Source organism: Acidovorax sp., assembly GCF_046294525.1.
Lineage (GTDB): Bacteria > Pseudomonadota > Gammaproteobacteria > Burkholderiales > Burkholderiaceae_C > Acidovorax.
This window is the reverse complement of record NZ_JBKBKQ010000002.1, coordinates 410,081-424,738: the sequence shown is the minus strand read 5'-3', so window position 1 is coordinate 424,738 and position 14,658 is coordinate 410,081. Positions and strand designations below refer to the sequence as shown.

Genomic DNA, 14,658 nt, shown 5'->3' with positions numbered 1-14,658 from the left:
CATGTCCAAAGCTACCCCTACCAGCCTGCTGCAACAACTGCGCGAGCGCCAGCCCGAACTGCCCGAAGCGCAGCGCAACGTGGTGCGCGTGGTGCTGGACGACCCGCGCGCCGCCGTGGTCGCCACCGTGGAACAACTGGCCCAGCAGGCGGGCGTGTCCATGCCCACCATCGTGCGCACCTGCCGCAGCTTTGGCCACGATTCGGTGCGCGAATTCATGGTCGCCCTGGCGCAGGACTTGGCCGTGTCGGGCTCGCACCTGCACCGCAGCGTGCTGGCCGACGACAGCGCGCAGGACGTGGCCAGCAAGATCGTGCACGCCGCCGTCTCGTCGCTGACCGAGCTGGGGCGCAACCTGGATGCCGAAGTGCTCGACCAGGTGGCCGAGCGGCTGGCGCAGGCGCGGCGCATCGACTGCTACTCGGTCGGTGCGGCATCGACCTTCATGGCCAGCGAGCTGCAAAGCCGCCTGTTCCGCCTGGGCTGCACGGCCAACGCGATTTTTGATGCGCACCAGCAGCTGGTGTCGGCCAGCACGCTGGGGCCCGATGGCGTGGCCTTTGTCATCTCGCACGTGGGGCGCATGCCCTATGCGCTGGAGGCCGCGCGCTTTGCCCGCTCGCAAGGTGCCACCGTGGTGGCGCTGACCCAGCCCGGCACGCCGCTGGCCGAGGTGGCCGACCTAGTGCTGGCCGTGTCGGTGCCGCAGGACGCGGTGATGCGCGTAGGCACCGAGGCCTATCTGGCCCACCTGGTGGTGATTGAAATCCTGACCGTGCGCCTGGCGCAAAAGCTGGGCCCCGTGGCCACCCGCGGGCTGCAGCAGTTCAAGCAGCTGCTGCACAAACACGGTTTTGACAGCGCCGAATACGTCGGCGCGTTTGACAGCCACGCGGGCCAGAGCCACTCCAGCACCGCCAGCCACCCCACAGACCCATCGCGCGGCCGGGCCGCTGAGGAATGACATGGCGCATGCAACGCTGCTGAGCAATGGCCGCATCGTGGACGGCACGCCCCGCCCCGGCTGGGTGGGCGACCTGCTGATCGAGGGTGATCACATCACCGCCCTGGCCCCGCACGGCCAGATCGCCCCCGCCGCCCTGGCCCGTGCCCGGGCCAACGAACACTTCACCGAAGTGGACTGCACGGGCCGCGTGATCGCCCCGGGCTTCATCGACGTGCACACCCATGACGACGCCGCCGTGCTGGACACGCCCACCATGCTGCCCAAGCTATCGCAGGGCATCACCACCGTCATCGTGGGCAACTGCGGCATTTCGCTGGCCCCCGTGGTCACCGACAGCCCGCTCGCTCCGCTCTCGCTGCTGGGGCGCCTGCAGTTTCGCCATGCCAGCATGGCCGAATACGCCCGCGCCGTGAACGCAGCCCAGCCCGCCGTGAACGTGGCCGCGCTGATGGGCCACACGGCCCTGCGCATGCGCCACCTGGCCGACCTGCGACAGACCGCCACCGCCGACGAGCGCGCCGCCATGGCCGCCGACATGGAAGAAGCGATGGCCGCCGGGGCACTGGGCCTGTCGTCCGGCATCTTCTACAGCGAGGCCTACGCGGCCGATGTCGAGGAGCTGGTGGCTGTCGCCTCTGTGGCAGCCCGCCACGGCGGTGTGTATGCCACGCACATCCGCGACGAGCTGGCGGGCATCCTGCCTGCGCTGCAAGAGGCCGCGCTCACCGCCCGCCAGTCGGGCCTGCCGCTGGTGATCTCGCACCACAAATGCGCCGGACCCGCCAACTGGGGCCGCACGCGCGAGACACTGCCGCTGATCGACCAGCTGGCGCAGCAGCAAGAGATTGCGATGGACGTGTACCCGTACACCGCGGGCTCGACCGTGCTGCGCGAGGACCTGGTGGACGGCATCATCGACATCCTCATCACCGGCAGCCAGCCGCACCCCGAGATGGCCGGGCGCTACCTGGCGGACATTGCGCGCGAGTGGGGTGTGCCCCAGCAGGAGGCCGCCGTGCGCCTCCAGCCCGGCGGGGCCTGCTACTTCCAGATGCGCGAGGACGATGTGGAACGCGTGATTGCGCACCCGCTGTCCATGATTGGCTCAGATGGCCTGCCACACGACGAACGACCACACCCGCGCCTGTGGGGCGCGTTCCCGCGCGTGTTGGCCTGTTACTGGCGTGAAAAAGGCTTGCTGCAACTCGAAGAGGCCGTGCACAAGATGACGGGCCTGTCGGCCCAGCGGTTTCGCCTGGGTGGACGCGGCCTGCTGTTGGCGGGGAACATGGCCGATGTGGTGGTGCTGGACCCTGAGCGCGTGCGCGACCTGGCCACGTTCGAGCAGCCCCAGCAGTTCAGCGAGGGCATCGAGCAGGTGTGGGTGAATGGTGTGCTGAGCTACACCGCTGCACAGCGCGCCACGGGGGCGCGGGCGGGCCGCTTTGTGCGCAGGCAGGCCGTCGAGGCGGCACCGGCGTGAGCCACTCTTTGCGGGGTCTGGCCGGCATCAGTTGCTATAGATTCAATAGCTTTCAGCGCTTTCTGAATATGCGCTGGAGGTCATTTTGACTCAAACTCAAGCCCACCGTGCCGCCGCCAGGCGGCGCAGCAGTTGCTGCACCAGATCGGTCTGCATGTTGCGGAACAGCAGGGCCTCTTCGGCCTCTTTGGCCAAGGCGATGGTTTCGTTGTAGCTGATATCGCGCTGCTGCAGCAGCTCGGTCACGGGGATGACTTCGGTGCCGTCCTGCGTGCGCAGGCGGAACTTGATGCGCAGACGCAGCTGCAGTTCGCGCACCTGGCCGGAGGCGTTCTGGCCCACCACCACGCGCTCCTGCTGCTCCTGCAGCAGGTCCATGATGACCTGGGCCGTGGGCAGGGCAGCCGGGTCCCGCAGCACCTGCAGCGGGCTGCCGGAGCCTTCGAGCGTGCGCTGCAGCTCCCGCGCCAGCGGCGAGCCCACGGGCGCGGCGATGTAGAGCGAGCGGAACGCAAACTCGGGAACGCCCCGCAGCCGGAAGCCACAGGCAGAGAGCAACGCCAAGGGCGCCAGGGACAGCAGTGTGCGCTTTTGCATCGTCATCCCTGCCAATCAGACCACCACGTTGACGAGGCGGCCGGGGACAATGATGACGCGCTTGGGCGCGGCACCGGCGGCCTGGGCAATGAAGGCTTCGCTCGCCAGCGCAATGCGCTCGATCTCGGCCTTGTCGGCCTGGGCGGGCACGTGGATGGAGCCGCGCAGCTTGCCGTTGACCTGCAGCATGAGCTCGATCTCGTCCTGCACCAGCGCAGCCGGGTCCACCTGCGGCCAGGCGGCATCAAGCAGATCGCCCAGGTGGTTGGCATAGCCCAGGCTGCTCCACAGGCCGTGCGCAATGTGGGGGGTGGCCGGGTACAGGCAGCGCAGCAGGATGCCAAAGCCTTCGATCAGCGCCACCTGAGCACCAGCCGAGTCGGTGGCCTTGAAGTCTTCGAGCGCGTTGATCATCTTCATCGCGCCGGAGACCACGGTGTTGTACTGCATGCGCTGGTAGTCGTAGTCCACCTGCTTGAGCACGGTGTGGATCTCCAGGCGCAGGGCCTTGGCTTCTTTGCCAAACTCAACATCTTTCAGGCTGCTGGCGCTTACTACGCTTGCGCTTGCAGCTCCCATATCCATAGCAGACAGCTTGAGACCAAAGTTCCACACCCGGCGCAGGAAGCGGTAGCTGCCTTCCACCGCAGCGTCGTTCCACTCCAGCGTGGCCTCGGGCGGTGCGGTGAACATGGTGTACAGGCGGGCGGTATCGGCGCCGTACTTCTCGATCAGGTCCTGCGGGTCTACGCCATTGTTCTTGGACTTGGACATGGTGCCCACGCCCTCGTAGTCGATGGGCGTGCCCACGGGCAACATACCGTCGCCGCTGGTGGCCTCGTTCTTCAGCTTGGCACCGATGATCTTGCCGCCTTCGTCCAGCACATGCTCCACGTCGTGCGGCCAGAAATAGTCCTTGCCGCCCTTGGCGGTGCGGCGGCTGTAGATGTGGTTGAGCACCATGCCCTGCGTGAGCAGCTTGGTGAAGGGCTCATCGACCTTGACCAAGCCCAGGTCACGCATGACCTTGGTCCAGAAGCGCGCGTACAGCAGGTGCAGGATGGCGTGCTCAATGCCGCCGATGTACTGGTCCATCGGCATCCAGTAGTCCGCACCGCCCGCCACCATCGCGTCGGCGTTCTTGGGGTCGCAATACCGCATGAAGTACCACGAGCTGTCCACGAAGGTGTCCATGGTGTCCGTCTCGCGGCGCGCGGGCTTGCCGCACACGGGACAGGTCACGCCGGCGTGGAAGCCTTCGTGCTTGTGCAACGGGTTGCCAGAGCCGTCGGGGATGCAGTCTTGCGGCAGCACCACGGGCAGGTCTTTTTCGGGGACGGGCACCGCGCCGTGTTCGTCGCAGTGGATGATCGGAATCGGCGTGCCCCAGTAGCGCTGGCGGCTCACGCCCCAGTCGCGCAGACGCCAGGTGGTCTTCTTTTCGCCCAGGCCTTTTTGCTGCAGCGCGTGCGCCACGGCGTCCACGGCTTCCTTGTAGCTCATGCCGCTGAAGCTGTCGGAGTTGATGGTGACGCCGCGCTGCTTGTCGCCGTACCAGTCGTTCCAGTGGTGGAAATCAAAGTGCTCGCCATCGACCAGCACCACCTGCTTGATCTCGATGCCGTACTTGAGCGCAAACGCAAAGTCGCGCTCGTCGTGCGCAGGCACGCCCATCACCGCGCCGTCGCCATAGCCCATGAGCACGTAGTTGCCGACCCAGACCTCGACCTTTTCCTCGGTCAGCGGGTGGGTGACGAAGAGCCCCGTGGGCACGCCTTTCTTCTCTTGCGTGGCCAGCTCGGCCTCGGTGGTGCCTCCGGTCTTGCACTCTTCGATAAAGGCGGCCAGTTGCGGATTGGTCTTGGCAGCGTGCGTGGCCAGGGGGTGTTCGGGCGCCACGGCGCAGAAGGTCACGCCCATGATGGTGTCGGCGCGCGTGGTGAACACGTACATCTTGCCGTCGCCGATCAATGCGCCATCGTCGCCAGCGATGTCGTGCGTGAAGGCGAAGCGCACGCCTTCGCTCTTGCCGATCCAGTTCTCCTGCATCAGCTTCACACGTTCGGGCCAGCCGGGCAGCTTGTCGCCGGTTACGAAGTCGAGCAGTTCTTCGGCGTAATCGGTGATCTTGAGATAGTAGCCGGGGATCTCGCGCTTTTCAACCACGGCTCCGGTGCGCCAGCCCTTGCCGTCAATCACCTGCTCGTTGGCCAGCACGGTCTGGTCCACCGGGTCCCAGTTCACCACCTGGGTCTTGCGGTAGGCGATGCCCTTTTCCAGCATCTTCAAAAACAGCCACTGGTTCCACTTGTAGTACTCGGGGTCGCAGGTGGCGACCTCGCGGCTCCAGTCGATGGCAAGGCCCATGGCCTGCATCTGCTTCTTCATGTACGCGATGTTTTCGTACGTCCACTTGGCCGGTGGCACGCCGTTTTTCAGCGCCGCGTTTTCGGCGGGCAGGCCAAAGGCGTCCCAGCCCATGGGCATCAACACGTTGTGGCCGTTCATGCGCAGGTAGCGCGTGAGCATGTCGTTGATGGTGTAGTTGCGCACATGGCCCATGTGCAGCTTGCCGCTGGGGTACGGCAGCATGGAGCAGGCGTAGAACTTCTTCTTGCTCGTGTCTTCCGTCACGCGGTAGGCGTCGGTGGCGGTCCAGTGGTCGTGCGCGGCGCGTTCGACGTCTTGGGGAGAGTATTTGTCTTGCATGGGGGCTCGGGGTGAGAGAAGAGTGCAGCCGCTGGCCGCGCTGCGGGGGATTTTAGGCGGTGAAGCCCGCTGCGCTGGGGGGCGCTGTGTCAGCGCGACGGTGCAGAAGGGGCGGGCGGGCCGGCCGACGCCGCAGGCTCGGCCACAAAACCGATGCGCTGCAGGCCCGCAAGGTGCGCTGCGCCCATGACCTCGACCACGCGGCCGTAGGGTACGGCGGCGTCAGCCCGCAGTTGCACTTCGGTGTCCGGCCGCTCGGCACCGATGCGGCGTAGGCGCTCGGCCAGCGCGGCCTGGGCCAGCGGCTGGTCGTCCAGATACGCCTGGCCGGAGGCATCGACCACGAGGGTGACGAACTGCGGTGCCGTGCCCGGCGTGGCGCCCTCCGAGCGGGGCAGGTCCAGCCGGATCGAGCTGGCCAGCAACGGCGCAGTGAGTATGAAGATGACCACCAGCACCAGCATCACGTCCACCAGCGGCGTCATGTTGATGTCGCTCATGGGCTGCGGCCCCGTGGTGCGCTCAAGTCTGCCGAAAGCCATGGTTGCAGCGGGCTCCGCGAAGGGTCAGGGCTTGTGGGCGCTGGTGTCGAGGATAAGCTCGCGCAGGTCGCGCGCAAACCCTTCCAGGTCGGCCTCGACGCGGCCGATGAGCCGGCCGAACACGTTGTAGGCCAGCACCGCCGGAATCGCCACGGCCAGCCCTGCCGCGGTCATGACCAAGGCCTCGCCCACAGGGCCTGAGACCTTGTCGATGGTGATCTGCCCCGCCCCGGCCATGGCCGTGAGGGCATGGAAGATGCCCCAGACGGTGCCGAGCAGCCCCACAAACGGCGCAGTGGAGCCCACGGTGGCCAGCAGCACCTGCCCGTACTGCAGGCGCCCCAGCACCTCGTGCAGCGCATTGCGCAGCACGCGCGTGAGCCGCTGCGGCAGGCCGCCGGCCGTTGCCAGGCTGGCATGTTCACTGGGTGATGGCTCACTTGCTATGGAATATGCAGCAGCCACCAAAGGCAGGACAAGCGCTTCCCTGTCAAAAGATTGCAATCGCTGTGAGGCCAGGTCCAGCGAAGGTGCCTGCCAGAATGCCGCCGTGCAGCGAGCCACGTCCGTGGTTGCGCGCCGCATGAGGCGCAGCTTCCACACGATGACCACCCAGCTGGCCACCGACATGGCCAGCAGGATCAGCGCGGTGCCCTGCGTAACGGCGTCGCCCTGGCGCCACCAGTGGAGTGCATCCATGGCGAAGCGCGCGCCTAGCTGTTCAAACCGAGCACGTCGAACATGTCATACATGCCCACCTTGTGCTGCGCGAGGAAGCGGACTGCGCGCAGGCTGCCCTGGGCATAGGTAGCGCGGCTGGAGGACTTGTGGGTGATCTCGATGCGCTCGCCGATGCCGGCGAACAGCACCGTGTGGTCGCCCACGATGTCGCCGCCGCGGATGGTGGCAAAGCCGATGCTGGACGGGTCGCGCTCGCCTGTCACGCCCTCGCGGGCGTAGACGGCGCACTCCTTGAGGTCGCGGCCCATGGCGTCGGCGATCACCTCGCCCATCTTGAGCGCGGTGCCCGACGGTGCGTCGACCTTGTGGCGGTGGTGGGCTTCGATGATCTCGATGTCGTACCCGGTGGACATCGCCTTGGCGGCCATCTGCAGCAGCTTGAGCGTGACGTTGACACCCACGCTCATGTTGGGAGCCATGACAATGGCCGTGTGCCGGGCAAAAGCGGCGATTTCGGCCTTTTGCGCATCGCTGAAACCCGTGGTGCCGATGACGGCCTTCACACCCAGCTGGCTGCACACGGCCAGGTGGGCCAGCGTGCCTTCAGGGCGCGTGAAATCGATCAGGACATCGGCGTTCTGCAGGCCCGCCTTGATGTCGGAGGTGATGGCCACGCCACTGGCATGGCCAAGGAAGGCCGTTGCGTCGGACCCCACTGCAGGGCTCGCGGCCACGTCCAGCGCGCCTGCCAGCACGCAATCGTCGCTGGCGCGGATGGCTTCGATCAGCATGCGGCCCATGCGGCCCGATGCGCCGGCCACGGCCACGCGGCAAGGGGCGCTAGAAGGGGCTGCGGCGGCGGGCGAAGGTATCCCTGTCATGAAAATCCTGTGCTTAGAGAATCTGGGAAATTGCCACGGCACGTACCCCGAGGGCCCCATGCCGCAATACCGCTGCCCGTGTCAGCGTCCGGGCGCTTCCAGCGGTGGGTAGCTGATGGATGCGGGCTCCAGCGGAGCGGCCGTGGGCGCGGTGGGCGGGCGCGGTGAGGGCGGATACTTGGCCAGTTGCTCGGGCGTGGCCTCCAGCACGGGCACCTTGCCCTTGGCACCGCGCGATCCCAGCGAGGCCACAAACTCGGTCTCGGTGGGCATCTCATCGCCCTCGGAGCGCTCCAGCACGTCGCCGGTGAAATACACGGTCAGCTTGCGCGTCTGGATCTCTTCATTGGCGCGTTTGAGCGTGAACACGTACTCCCAGCGGTCGGCGTGGAACAGGCTGGTGACCAGGGGCGTACCAAGGATCTCGCGCACCTGCTGGCGGCTCATGCCGGGCTGCAAGGCTTCGACCTGCTCGCGCGACACAAAGTTGCCCTGCACGATGTCCACCTTGTAGGGCGTGACCATGCTGGCTATGCGGTTACTGGCGCCATTGAAACTGCTGCAGCCAGCCAGGGCCGCCATGCTGGCGCCGATCAAGAGGACCACCGCCGGGCGGGCGCTGCAACGGGCTTTGACGGGCATGGATAGAGGGGCTGAGGATATGATCGCCCCATTGTAGCGGCAGCCCCCCGGCCCCTGGGGCCGGGCCCGCCTCCCGAAAGACCATGCCATGACCAACATCGACGAACTCAAAAGCACGGGACTCAAGGCCACGCTGCCCCGCCTGAAGATTCTGGAGATATTCCAGAAAGGCACTCAGCGCCACATGACCGCCGAAGATGTGTTCCGCGTGCTGCTGGAGGAACGCTCGGACATCGGCCTGGCCACGGTCTACCGCGTGCTTACGCAGTTCGAGCAGGCCAGCATCCTGATCCGCAGCAATTTCGAGAGCGGCAAGGCGGTCTACGAGCTCAACGAAGGCCAGCACCACGACCACTTCATCTGCACCAGCTGCGGCAAGGTGGAAGAGTTCTACGACGCGGAGATCGAAAAACGCCAGCAGGCCGTGGCCAAGGCCAAGGGGTGGGTGGTGCAGGACCACACAATGGCGCTATACGGGCAGTGTGCCGCCTGCGCAAAAAAAGGGTAACCCCCTGAGCCGCTTCGCGCCATCCCCCTGAAGGGGGACGCCCCCAGCGCACGGAGTGGAACCGACATTTGCATGTCAGGCGGCCCTTGCGCGAGGACACTGGCGCTGGGGAGCGCCAGTGCGCACCCGCGTTTAAGCATCAGAATCGGCCTTTTCGCCCGTCCATCAAGCGCAAATAGCTATCAAATACAGAGCAAACTAGCCACCCGTGTCGCGCTCCATGGCGCGACGGTGGCGTTCGACGAATTCCTGGTAGGTGTCGATGCCGCGCAGTTGCAGGATGGTGTTGCGCACGGCGGCTTCGACCAGCACGGCAATGTTGCGGCCGGCCACCACCTGGATTACGACCTTGAGCACGGGCACGCCCAGCACGTCCTGCGTGAGCGGCTCGTAGGGCAGACGCTCGTAATCGCGCTCCAGCGTCTCTTTGCGCACCAGGTGCACGATGAGCTTGAGCCGCATCTTGCGGCGCACCGCCGTCTCGCCAAAGATGGCGCGAATATCAAGAAGACCGATGCCGCGCACTTCCAGCAGGTTCTGCAGCAGCTCGGGGCACTTGCCTTCGATGGTGGTCTGGTTGATGCGGAAGAAGTCCACCGCATCGTCCGCCACCAGGCCGTTGCCGCGCGAGATCAACTCCAGGCCCAGTTCACTTTTGCCGAGGCCTGATTCGCCGGTGATCAGCACGCCCAGCCCCAGGATGTCCATGAACACCCCGTGCATGGTGGTGCGGTCGGCGAAGTGCTTGGACAGGTAGGCGCGCAGCACATCGATGACAAACGCCGACGACTCGCGCGTGGAGAACATCGGAATCTGCGCGCGCTCGCACATGGACACCAGGGCGTCGGGCGCGGTCTGGTTGTCGGCCAACACGAGCACCGGCGGCTCCAGCGTGACGATGCGCGCAATACGGCGCTTGCAGTCGTCGGGCGACGCGTTGCTGAGATAGGCGATCTCGCGCTCGCCCAGGATCTGGACGCGATAGGGGTGGATGTAGTTGAGGTAGCCGACCAGGTCGGCGCCCGAGCGCGCGGAGCGCACAGCCACTTCGTCGAACCGGCGCTCCGAAGCGCCAAGGCCCGCCACCCATTCCCATTTCAGCAGCCCACGGAATTCCTCGAACAGGACATCGGCACTGACAACGTTGGGCTTCACGGCGGGTCAGAAAAAGCGCAGCAGCCGCAAAAAAAGGATCAGGCGGTCTGCGTGGACTGCCAGCCCGCGATCATGCCGTGCAGCTCGGCGGCATCGGTGCAGGCCTTGAGCTTTTCGCGCAGGGCGGAATCGCTCAGCAGCTCGGCAATTTCAGACAGGATTTCCAGGTGCTTTTGCGTGGCGGCCTCGGGTACCAGCAAAAAGATCAGCAGGCCCACCGGCTGCTCGTCGGGCGCATCGAAACCGATGGGGTTGAGCAGCTGGAACACCGCGGCCATCGGGGCCTTGAGCCCCTTGATGCGGCCGTGCGGGATGGCGACGCCATGGCCCAGGCCCGTGGAACCGAGCCGCTCGCGCGCAAAAAGGCTGTCTGTAATCAGCGCGCGGGACAGGCCATGCTGGCTTTCGAACAGGAGACCCGCTTCTTCAAAAGCACGCTTCTTGCTGGTGGCGTCCAGGCTGACGAGCACTTGTGCGGAGGGCAGGATGGAGGCGAGTCGGTTCATGGTGAAGGGTAACAATTATGCACAGGTTGGCGAAAACCCTGAGGTAAAGGTGCGCCGGGCAACAAAAAAACCGCCCGTTCGGGGCGGCTGCGTGCCAGGTTCAGGGCAGTCGCATCAGGCGTGCATCACTGCAACACGCGTTTGGCAGATTCGTGCTGGTGGTCCTGCAGGCGGTCCTTGTGGCGCACGACCTGCCGATCCATCTTGTCGACAAGATCATCTACAGCGGCATACAGGTCAGCATGGGAGCTTTCGGCAAACAGGTCGTTTCCTTTGACGTGGATGTTGCATTCCGCTCGCTGCCTCTTCTCCTTTTCCTTCTGCTTCTCTACGGTCAGCAGGACCTTGACATCGACAACCTGGTCAAAATGGCGGGTGATCCGGTCCAGCTTGGTGGTGACGTAGTTGCGCAAGGCGGGGGTTACTTCGAGGTGGTGGCCGCTGATCGTCAAGTTCATAAGTAAGTCTCCTGTGGCTCTCGGTGAAAGAAACGCCGCCCTGGATCAGAGGAGCGGCTCGGCGAACTTGGATGCATCCGTTGACGTGAGTTCACTATGCCCCTGCCCCCTCCGAAATGCAATCCCATTCCGCTCCGGCATGCTGGGTTATGCCGGCAGAGGTGCCAAAGGACCCGAATGAGCGCACAATGAGCAAGTTATCCGGAGCGAGTCACCCTGCCGCCGCTTCGCGCAGCGTCCCTCGGGGACACACCTCAACGCGCCGTGTCCGAGGCCCCATGCAAGCGCAGGCGGCCTACCACCACCATGGACAGCAGGCTGGCGGCAATGCCCACCAGCGCAGCCACCCAGTAGTGCTGCACCAGCCCCTGCGCATCGCGGCTGATGATCACCCCCCCGACAAACGAGGCCACGCCCATGGCAGCCGACTGCACCGAAGCGTTGAGCGTCATGAATGTGCCCCGCAGCGATGGCTGCGCCGCCGAAGTGATGATGGCCATGCCGGGAATCATGCGGCCGCTAACAAAAGCAAACATGAGCGTGGACACCAGCAACACGCCCCACAGCGGCAGGCCCTGCGTGAGCGTGATGCCCAGGATGCACGGCAACCCCGCCAGCGCCAGCCAGCGGAACGTGACCACCTTGCCATGGCGGTCCGTGGCCCGCCCGAAGATGCGGGCCGTGAACAGCGTGGCCACGCCGCCGCACAGGTAGGCCAGCGGGATCTGGTCGGCACGCACCCCGGCGTTGGCCTGCATGTAGATCGTGATGTAGGGGATGACCGTGAACCCCGCAGACATCAGCAACCCAGAGTACAGGAACGCCCAGCGGTGGTTAGCATCGGCCAGCACCTGCGCAATGCCGCCCAGGACCGAGCGGCCGCTGGCAGCGTGCACGTGGCCGGTGAGGGTGGGCATGGTGCGCGCCGCCAGCACAGCCAACACACCCACCATGGCCGCAATGCCGAAAAACGGCAGGTTCCAGCCGCCGTATTGCGCAGCGATGAGCCCGATCGGCACGCCCGCCACGGTGGAGACGGAGAACGCGGTCATGATGATGCCCATGGCGCGCCCGCGCCGCTCGTAGGGCACCACGTCCGCCACGATGGTCTGCGACAGCGCCGACAGCACACCGCCGAACACCCCGGCCAGAATGCGCGCACCCATGAGCGTGCCGTACGTGGGCGCCAAGCCACAGGCCAACGTGGCCAAGCCAAACAGCCCGTATAGCACCAGCAGCAGGCGCTTGCGGCCGAACCTGTCGATATAGGTGGACGCCATCAGGCCGGAAGCCCCGGCAGACAGCGTGTAGGCCGACACCAGCAGTCCGAACTGGGCGTCGCTGATGGAAAACAGCGCTGTGAGCTGCGGCCCCAGCGGCATCATGATCATGAAGTCCAGGATGTGGGTGAACTGGATCCCCGCCAGGGTCAACAGCAGCCAGAGTTCGCGGCGCGGCGATAGCAGAGGGGCAGAGCCCGGGGCGCCAGGCGGCGCAGAGGTGGAAATGGCAGACACAGTCAGGCAGGGCGGGCGGCGGCCAACGGAGGTGCAGGGCCGCACAGTGTGCCGCATGCGCAGCGACATCGCAGAGACAGCGACGGCCGGCTGGGTCGCTGGCTGGCCCCGCGCGTAAAATCCGCAGCTTGCCCGCGCCCGTGCGCGCACTGCCGCAGCGGGCACAGCGTCCTCCCCTACCCCACACCATGACCCAGCCCAGCTCCAACGCCCTGCACACCTCCGCCCTGACTTCGCTGCCCCTGCTGGCACGCGGCAAGGTGCGCGACAACTACGCCGTGGGCGACGACCGCATCCTGATGGTGGCCAGCGACCGCCTTTCGGCATTCGACGTGATCATGGGCGAGCCCATTCCTGGCAAGGGCGAACTGCTCACGCAGATGGCGCTGTTCTGGTTCGACAAGCTGGGCCATATCTGCCCCAACCACCTGACCGGCGATGCCCCCGAGAGCGTGGTCAGCCCGGCAGAAGCCGCGCAGATCCGCGGGCGGTCCATGCTCGTGCGGCGCCTCAAACCCATCCCGGTGGAAGCTGTGGTGCGCGGCTACCTGGCCGGCAGTGGCTGGAAGGAATACCAGGAAAGCCGCTCTGTGTGCGGCGTGCCGCTGCCCGAGGGCCTGACCAACGCCGCCAAGCTACCCGAGCCCATCTACACCCCGGCCGCCAAGGCCGCGGTGGGCGAGCACGATGAGAACATCACCTTTGAGCGCACGGTCGAGATGATCGGGCTCGATCTGGCCACCCGCATCCGCGACCTGAGCATCGCCATCTACAAGGCGGCTGCAGAGATCGCGCTGACCAAAGGCATGATCATTGCCGACACGAAATTCGAGTTTGGTCTGGCGCCCGACGGCACGCTGGTTTTGATGGACGAAGTGCTCACCCCCGACAGCTCGCGCTACTGGCCTGTGGAGGGCTACGAGGCCGCACTCGCCGCAGGCCAGAACCCGCCCAGCTACGACAAGCAGTTTGTGCGCGACTGGCTGGAGCAGGCCCAGGTCAACGGCAAGCCCTGGGACAAGACCGCGCCCTCGCCGCGCCTGCCGCAGGCGGTGATTGAGAAGACCGCAGCCAAGTACCGCGAGGCGCTGGAGCGGTTGACGGGCTGAACCCGGCTCATCCCCAAGGCGCTTCCATGGCCCTCTCTCTCCAAATCGCCGGGATCACTGCAGCAGCGTTTCAGCCGCCTCCAGGCGCATCAGCGGCTGGCCGTCGGCATCGCGCAGCACCAGCTGCCGGCCCTGCAGACGAAAGCTCTGCACCGCAGCCAGCGCGGCCAAGTAGCGCTCCTCGGTAGCACCCGACGCCAAGCACAAAGAGATGCCGGACACCAGTCCCGCAAACTGCAGCCGCCCGCCCTGCACGGCGTAGTCCACCAGAAACCGGTTGCAGCCGCCAAACCCCATGGCACGCGGCTCGTCGGCCTGCAGTAGCAAGTATGGTGCAGCGCTCCCCTCGGCCGGCACGGGCACGGGCTCGCCTTCCAGTTCCACCAGACGCCAGTGCGTCAGGGCCAGCGGCACGGCGGCCTCCACGGTCGCGGCGTGGGGCGGCACCCGCAGCAACTGCAGGCTCACGCGGCGGTAGGCAGCGTCCTGCGGCACGGGGGTGCGGGTATCGGTGGTCCACAACACGCGGTCTTCGAGCGAGATGGTGGCACGCACCTCGTACCGGCCCTTGGGCACAAAGCGGGACGAGGGATAGGGAATCTGTAGCGCAAACGGGGGCTGACCGGCCGGCGCTCGGCGCTGGCGGCCCAGCACCACGGGCGGCTGGTCGGGCTGGGTGACGTCAAGCAGCGTGGCCTCGAAGACCGCCTCGGGCGGCAGCACCACCCGCTCGCGCGCCACGGCCACGCCAGTGACCACGGCGTCCGGCTCGGGCGGGCGGGACGCGCAGCCCGCCGTTGCCAGCACCACGAGCAGCACAAGGGCCAGCCCAACGGCAGAGGAGCAGCGCGAAGGGTCGCGGGTGCCCAGAACGTTCATGGCTTTACCAACCCACCAGAAGCG

Annotated in this window: 15 protein-coding genes; 4 read left to right on the top strand and 11 right to left on the bottom strand. The window is 66.2% G+C overall.

Going from position 1 to position 14,658, the window contains the following annotated elements:
• The first annotated feature begins 1 nt into the window (after nt 1).
• Together ACK4HJ_RS04365 and ACK4HJ_RS04360 are read left to right on the top strand one after the other, a co-directional pair.
• Complete coding sequence (locus ACK4HJ_RS04365; RefSeq protein ID WP_409828043.1) at nt 2–964, top strand: MurR/RpiR family transcriptional regulator; 963 nt, start codon at nt 2–4, stop codon at nt 962–964.
• 1 nt (nt 965) lies between these two features.
• Nucleotides 966–2,450 (top strand): N-acyl-D-amino-acid deacylase family protein, encoded by a 1,485-nt coding sequence (locus tag ACK4HJ_RS04360; RefSeq protein WP_409828041.1) that lies wholly within the window; start codon nt 966–968, stop codon nt 2,448–2,450.
• Nucleotides 2,451–2,546: 96 nt separating this feature from the next.
• Here the strand turns inward: ACK4HJ_RS04360 and lptE are convergent, their stop codons facing one another.
• The 6 genes from lptE to ACK4HJ_RS04330 all read right to left on the bottom strand — a co-directional run bounded on the left by lptE (nt 2,547) and on the right by ACK4HJ_RS04330 (nt 8,502).
• Nucleotides 2,547–3,047, bottom strand: coding sequence for an LPS assembly lipoprotein LptE (lptE, locus tag ACK4HJ_RS04355; protein ID WP_409828040.1), 501 nt, complete (start codon nt 3,045–3,047; stop codon nt 2,547–2,549).
• A 15-nt stretch (nt 3,048–3,062) separates the two neighbouring features.
• Nucleotides 3,063–5,756: a leucine--tRNA ligase gene (gene leuS, locus ACK4HJ_RS04350; protein ID WP_409828038.1), complete on the bottom strand. Its 2,694-nt coding sequence runs from the start codon at nt 5,754–5,756 to the stop codon at nt 3,063–3,065.
• A gap of 89 nt (nt 5,757–5,845) precedes the next feature.
• Entirely contained in the window at nt 5,846–6,298 is a 453-nt protein-coding gene (locus ACK4HJ_RS04345; protein WP_409828036.1) for an ExbD/TolR family protein, read from the bottom strand.
• 24 nt (nt 6,299–6,322) lie between these two features.
• Entirely contained in the window at nt 6,323–6,997 is a 675-nt protein-coding gene (locus ACK4HJ_RS04340) for a MotA/TolQ/ExbB proton channel family protein (RefSeq protein ID WP_409828034.1), read from the bottom strand.
• Nucleotides 6,998–7,011: 14 nt separating this feature from the next.
• Nucleotides 7,012–7,860, bottom strand: a complete 849-nt coding sequence (gene dapB / locus ACK4HJ_RS04335) for a 4-hydroxy-tetrahydrodipicolinate reductase (RefSeq protein WP_409828032.1) — start codon at nt 7,858–7,860, stop codon at nt 7,012–7,014.
• Nucleotides 7,861–7,941: 81 nt separating this feature from the next.
• Complete coding sequence (locus ACK4HJ_RS04330; protein ID WP_409828030.1) at nt 7,942–8,502, bottom strand: outer membrane protein assembly factor BamE; 561 nt, start codon at nt 8,500–8,502, stop codon at nt 7,942–7,944.
• 88 nt (nt 8,503–8,590) lie between these two features.
• Between ACK4HJ_RS04330 and fur the strand changes: the two genes are divergently transcribed.
• Nucleotides 8,591–9,010 (top strand): ferric iron uptake transcriptional regulator, encoded by a 420-nt coding sequence (gene fur, locus ACK4HJ_RS04325; RefSeq protein WP_409828029.1) that lies wholly within the window; start codon nt 8,591–8,593, stop codon nt 9,008–9,010.
• A 198-nt stretch (nt 9,011–9,208) separates the two neighbouring features.
• Here fur and hprK read toward each other — a convergent pair whose 3' ends face one another.
• The 4 genes from hprK to ACK4HJ_RS04305 form a co-directional block, all read right to left on the bottom strand.
• Nucleotides 9,209–10,165 (bottom strand): HPr(Ser) kinase/phosphatase, encoded by a 957-nt coding sequence (gene hprK / locus ACK4HJ_RS04320; protein ID WP_409828028.1) that lies wholly within the window; start codon nt 10,163–10,165, stop codon nt 9,209–9,211.
• A 38-nt stretch (nt 10,166–10,203) separates the two neighbouring features.
• Nucleotides 10,204–10,671 carry a PTS sugar transporter subunit IIA gene (locus ACK4HJ_RS04315; protein ID WP_409828026.1) on the bottom strand — a complete coding sequence of 156 codons (468 nt, stop codon included), beginning with the start codon at nt 10,669–10,671 and terminating at the stop codon, nt 10,204–10,206.
• A gap of 125 nt (nt 10,672–10,796) precedes the next feature.
• Entirely contained in the window at nt 10,797–11,129 is a 333-nt protein-coding gene (hpf, locus tag ACK4HJ_RS04310; RefSeq protein ID WP_409828024.1) for a ribosome hibernation-promoting factor, HPF/YfiA family, read from the bottom strand.
• 254 nt (nt 11,130–11,383) lie between these two features.
• Nucleotides 11,384–12,646, bottom strand: coding sequence for an MFS transporter (locus ACK4HJ_RS04305; RefSeq protein ID WP_409828023.1), 1,263 nt, complete (start codon nt 12,644–12,646; stop codon nt 11,384–11,386).
• Between the two features lie 188 nt (nt 12,647–12,834).
• Here ACK4HJ_RS04305 and ACK4HJ_RS04300 point away from each other — a divergent pair, with 188 nt between their 5' ends.
• Complete coding sequence (locus tag ACK4HJ_RS04300; RefSeq protein WP_409828022.1) at nt 12,835–13,755, top strand: phosphoribosylaminoimidazolesuccinocarboxamide synthase; 921 nt, start codon at nt 12,835–12,837, stop codon at nt 13,753–13,755.
• A gap of 54 nt (nt 13,756–13,809) precedes the next feature.
• Here the strand turns inward: ACK4HJ_RS04300 and ACK4HJ_RS04295 are convergent, their stop codons facing one another.
• Complete coding sequence (locus ACK4HJ_RS04295; protein WP_409828020.1) at nt 13,810–14,634, bottom strand: META domain-containing protein; 825 nt, start codon at nt 14,632–14,634, stop codon at nt 13,810–13,812.
• Nucleotides 14,635–14,658: the final 24 nt, after the last annotated feature.

Coding starts and splice junctions, on each gene's coding strand:
- ACK4HJ_RS04365 (WP_409828043.1), top strand. CDS start 2: ATGTCCAAAGCTACCCCTACCAGCCTGCTGCAACAACTGCGCGAGCGC.
- ACK4HJ_RS04360 (WP_409828041.1), top strand. CDS start 966: ATGGCGCATGCAACGCTGCTGAGCAATGGCCGCATCGTGGACGGCACG.
- lptE (WP_409828040.1), bottom strand. CDS start 3,047: ATGCAAAAGCGCACACTGCTGTCCCTGGCGCCCTTGGCGTTGCTCTCT.
- leuS (WP_409828038.1), bottom strand. CDS start 5,756: ATGCAAGACAAATACTCTCCCCAAGACGTCGAACGCGCCGCGCACGAC.
- ACK4HJ_RS04345 (WP_409828036.1), bottom strand. CDS start 6,298: ATGGCTTTCGGCAGACTTGAGCGCACCACGGGGCCGCAGCCCATGAGC.
- ACK4HJ_RS04340 (WP_409828034.1), bottom strand. CDS start 6,997: ATGGATGCACTCCACTGGTGGCGCCAGGGCGACGCCGTTACGCAGGGC.
- dapB (WP_409828032.1), bottom strand. CDS start 7,860: ATGACAGGGATACCTTCGCCCGCCGCCGCAGCCCCTTCTAGCGCCCCT.
- ACK4HJ_RS04330 (WP_409828030.1), bottom strand. CDS start 8,502: ATGCCCGTCAAAGCCCGTTGCAGCGCCCGCCCGGCGGTGGTCCTCTTG.
- fur (WP_409828029.1), top strand. CDS start 8,591: ATGACCAACATCGACGAACTCAAAAGCACGGGACTCAAGGCCACGCTG.
- ACK4HJ_RS04315 (WP_409828026.1), bottom strand. CDS start 10,671: ATGAACCGACTCGCCTCCATCCTGCCCTCCGCACAAGTGCTCGTCAGC.
- hpf (WP_409828024.1), bottom strand. CDS start 11,129: ATGAACTTGACGATCAGCGGCCACCACCTCGAAGTAACCCCCGCCTTG.
- ACK4HJ_RS04300 (WP_409828022.1), top strand. CDS start 12,835: ATGACCCAGCCCAGCTCCAACGCCCTGCACACCTCCGCCCTGACTTCG.
- ACK4HJ_RS04295 (WP_409828020.1), bottom strand. CDS start 14,634: ATGAACGTTCTGGGCACCCGCGACCCTTCGCGCTGCTCCTCTGCCGTT.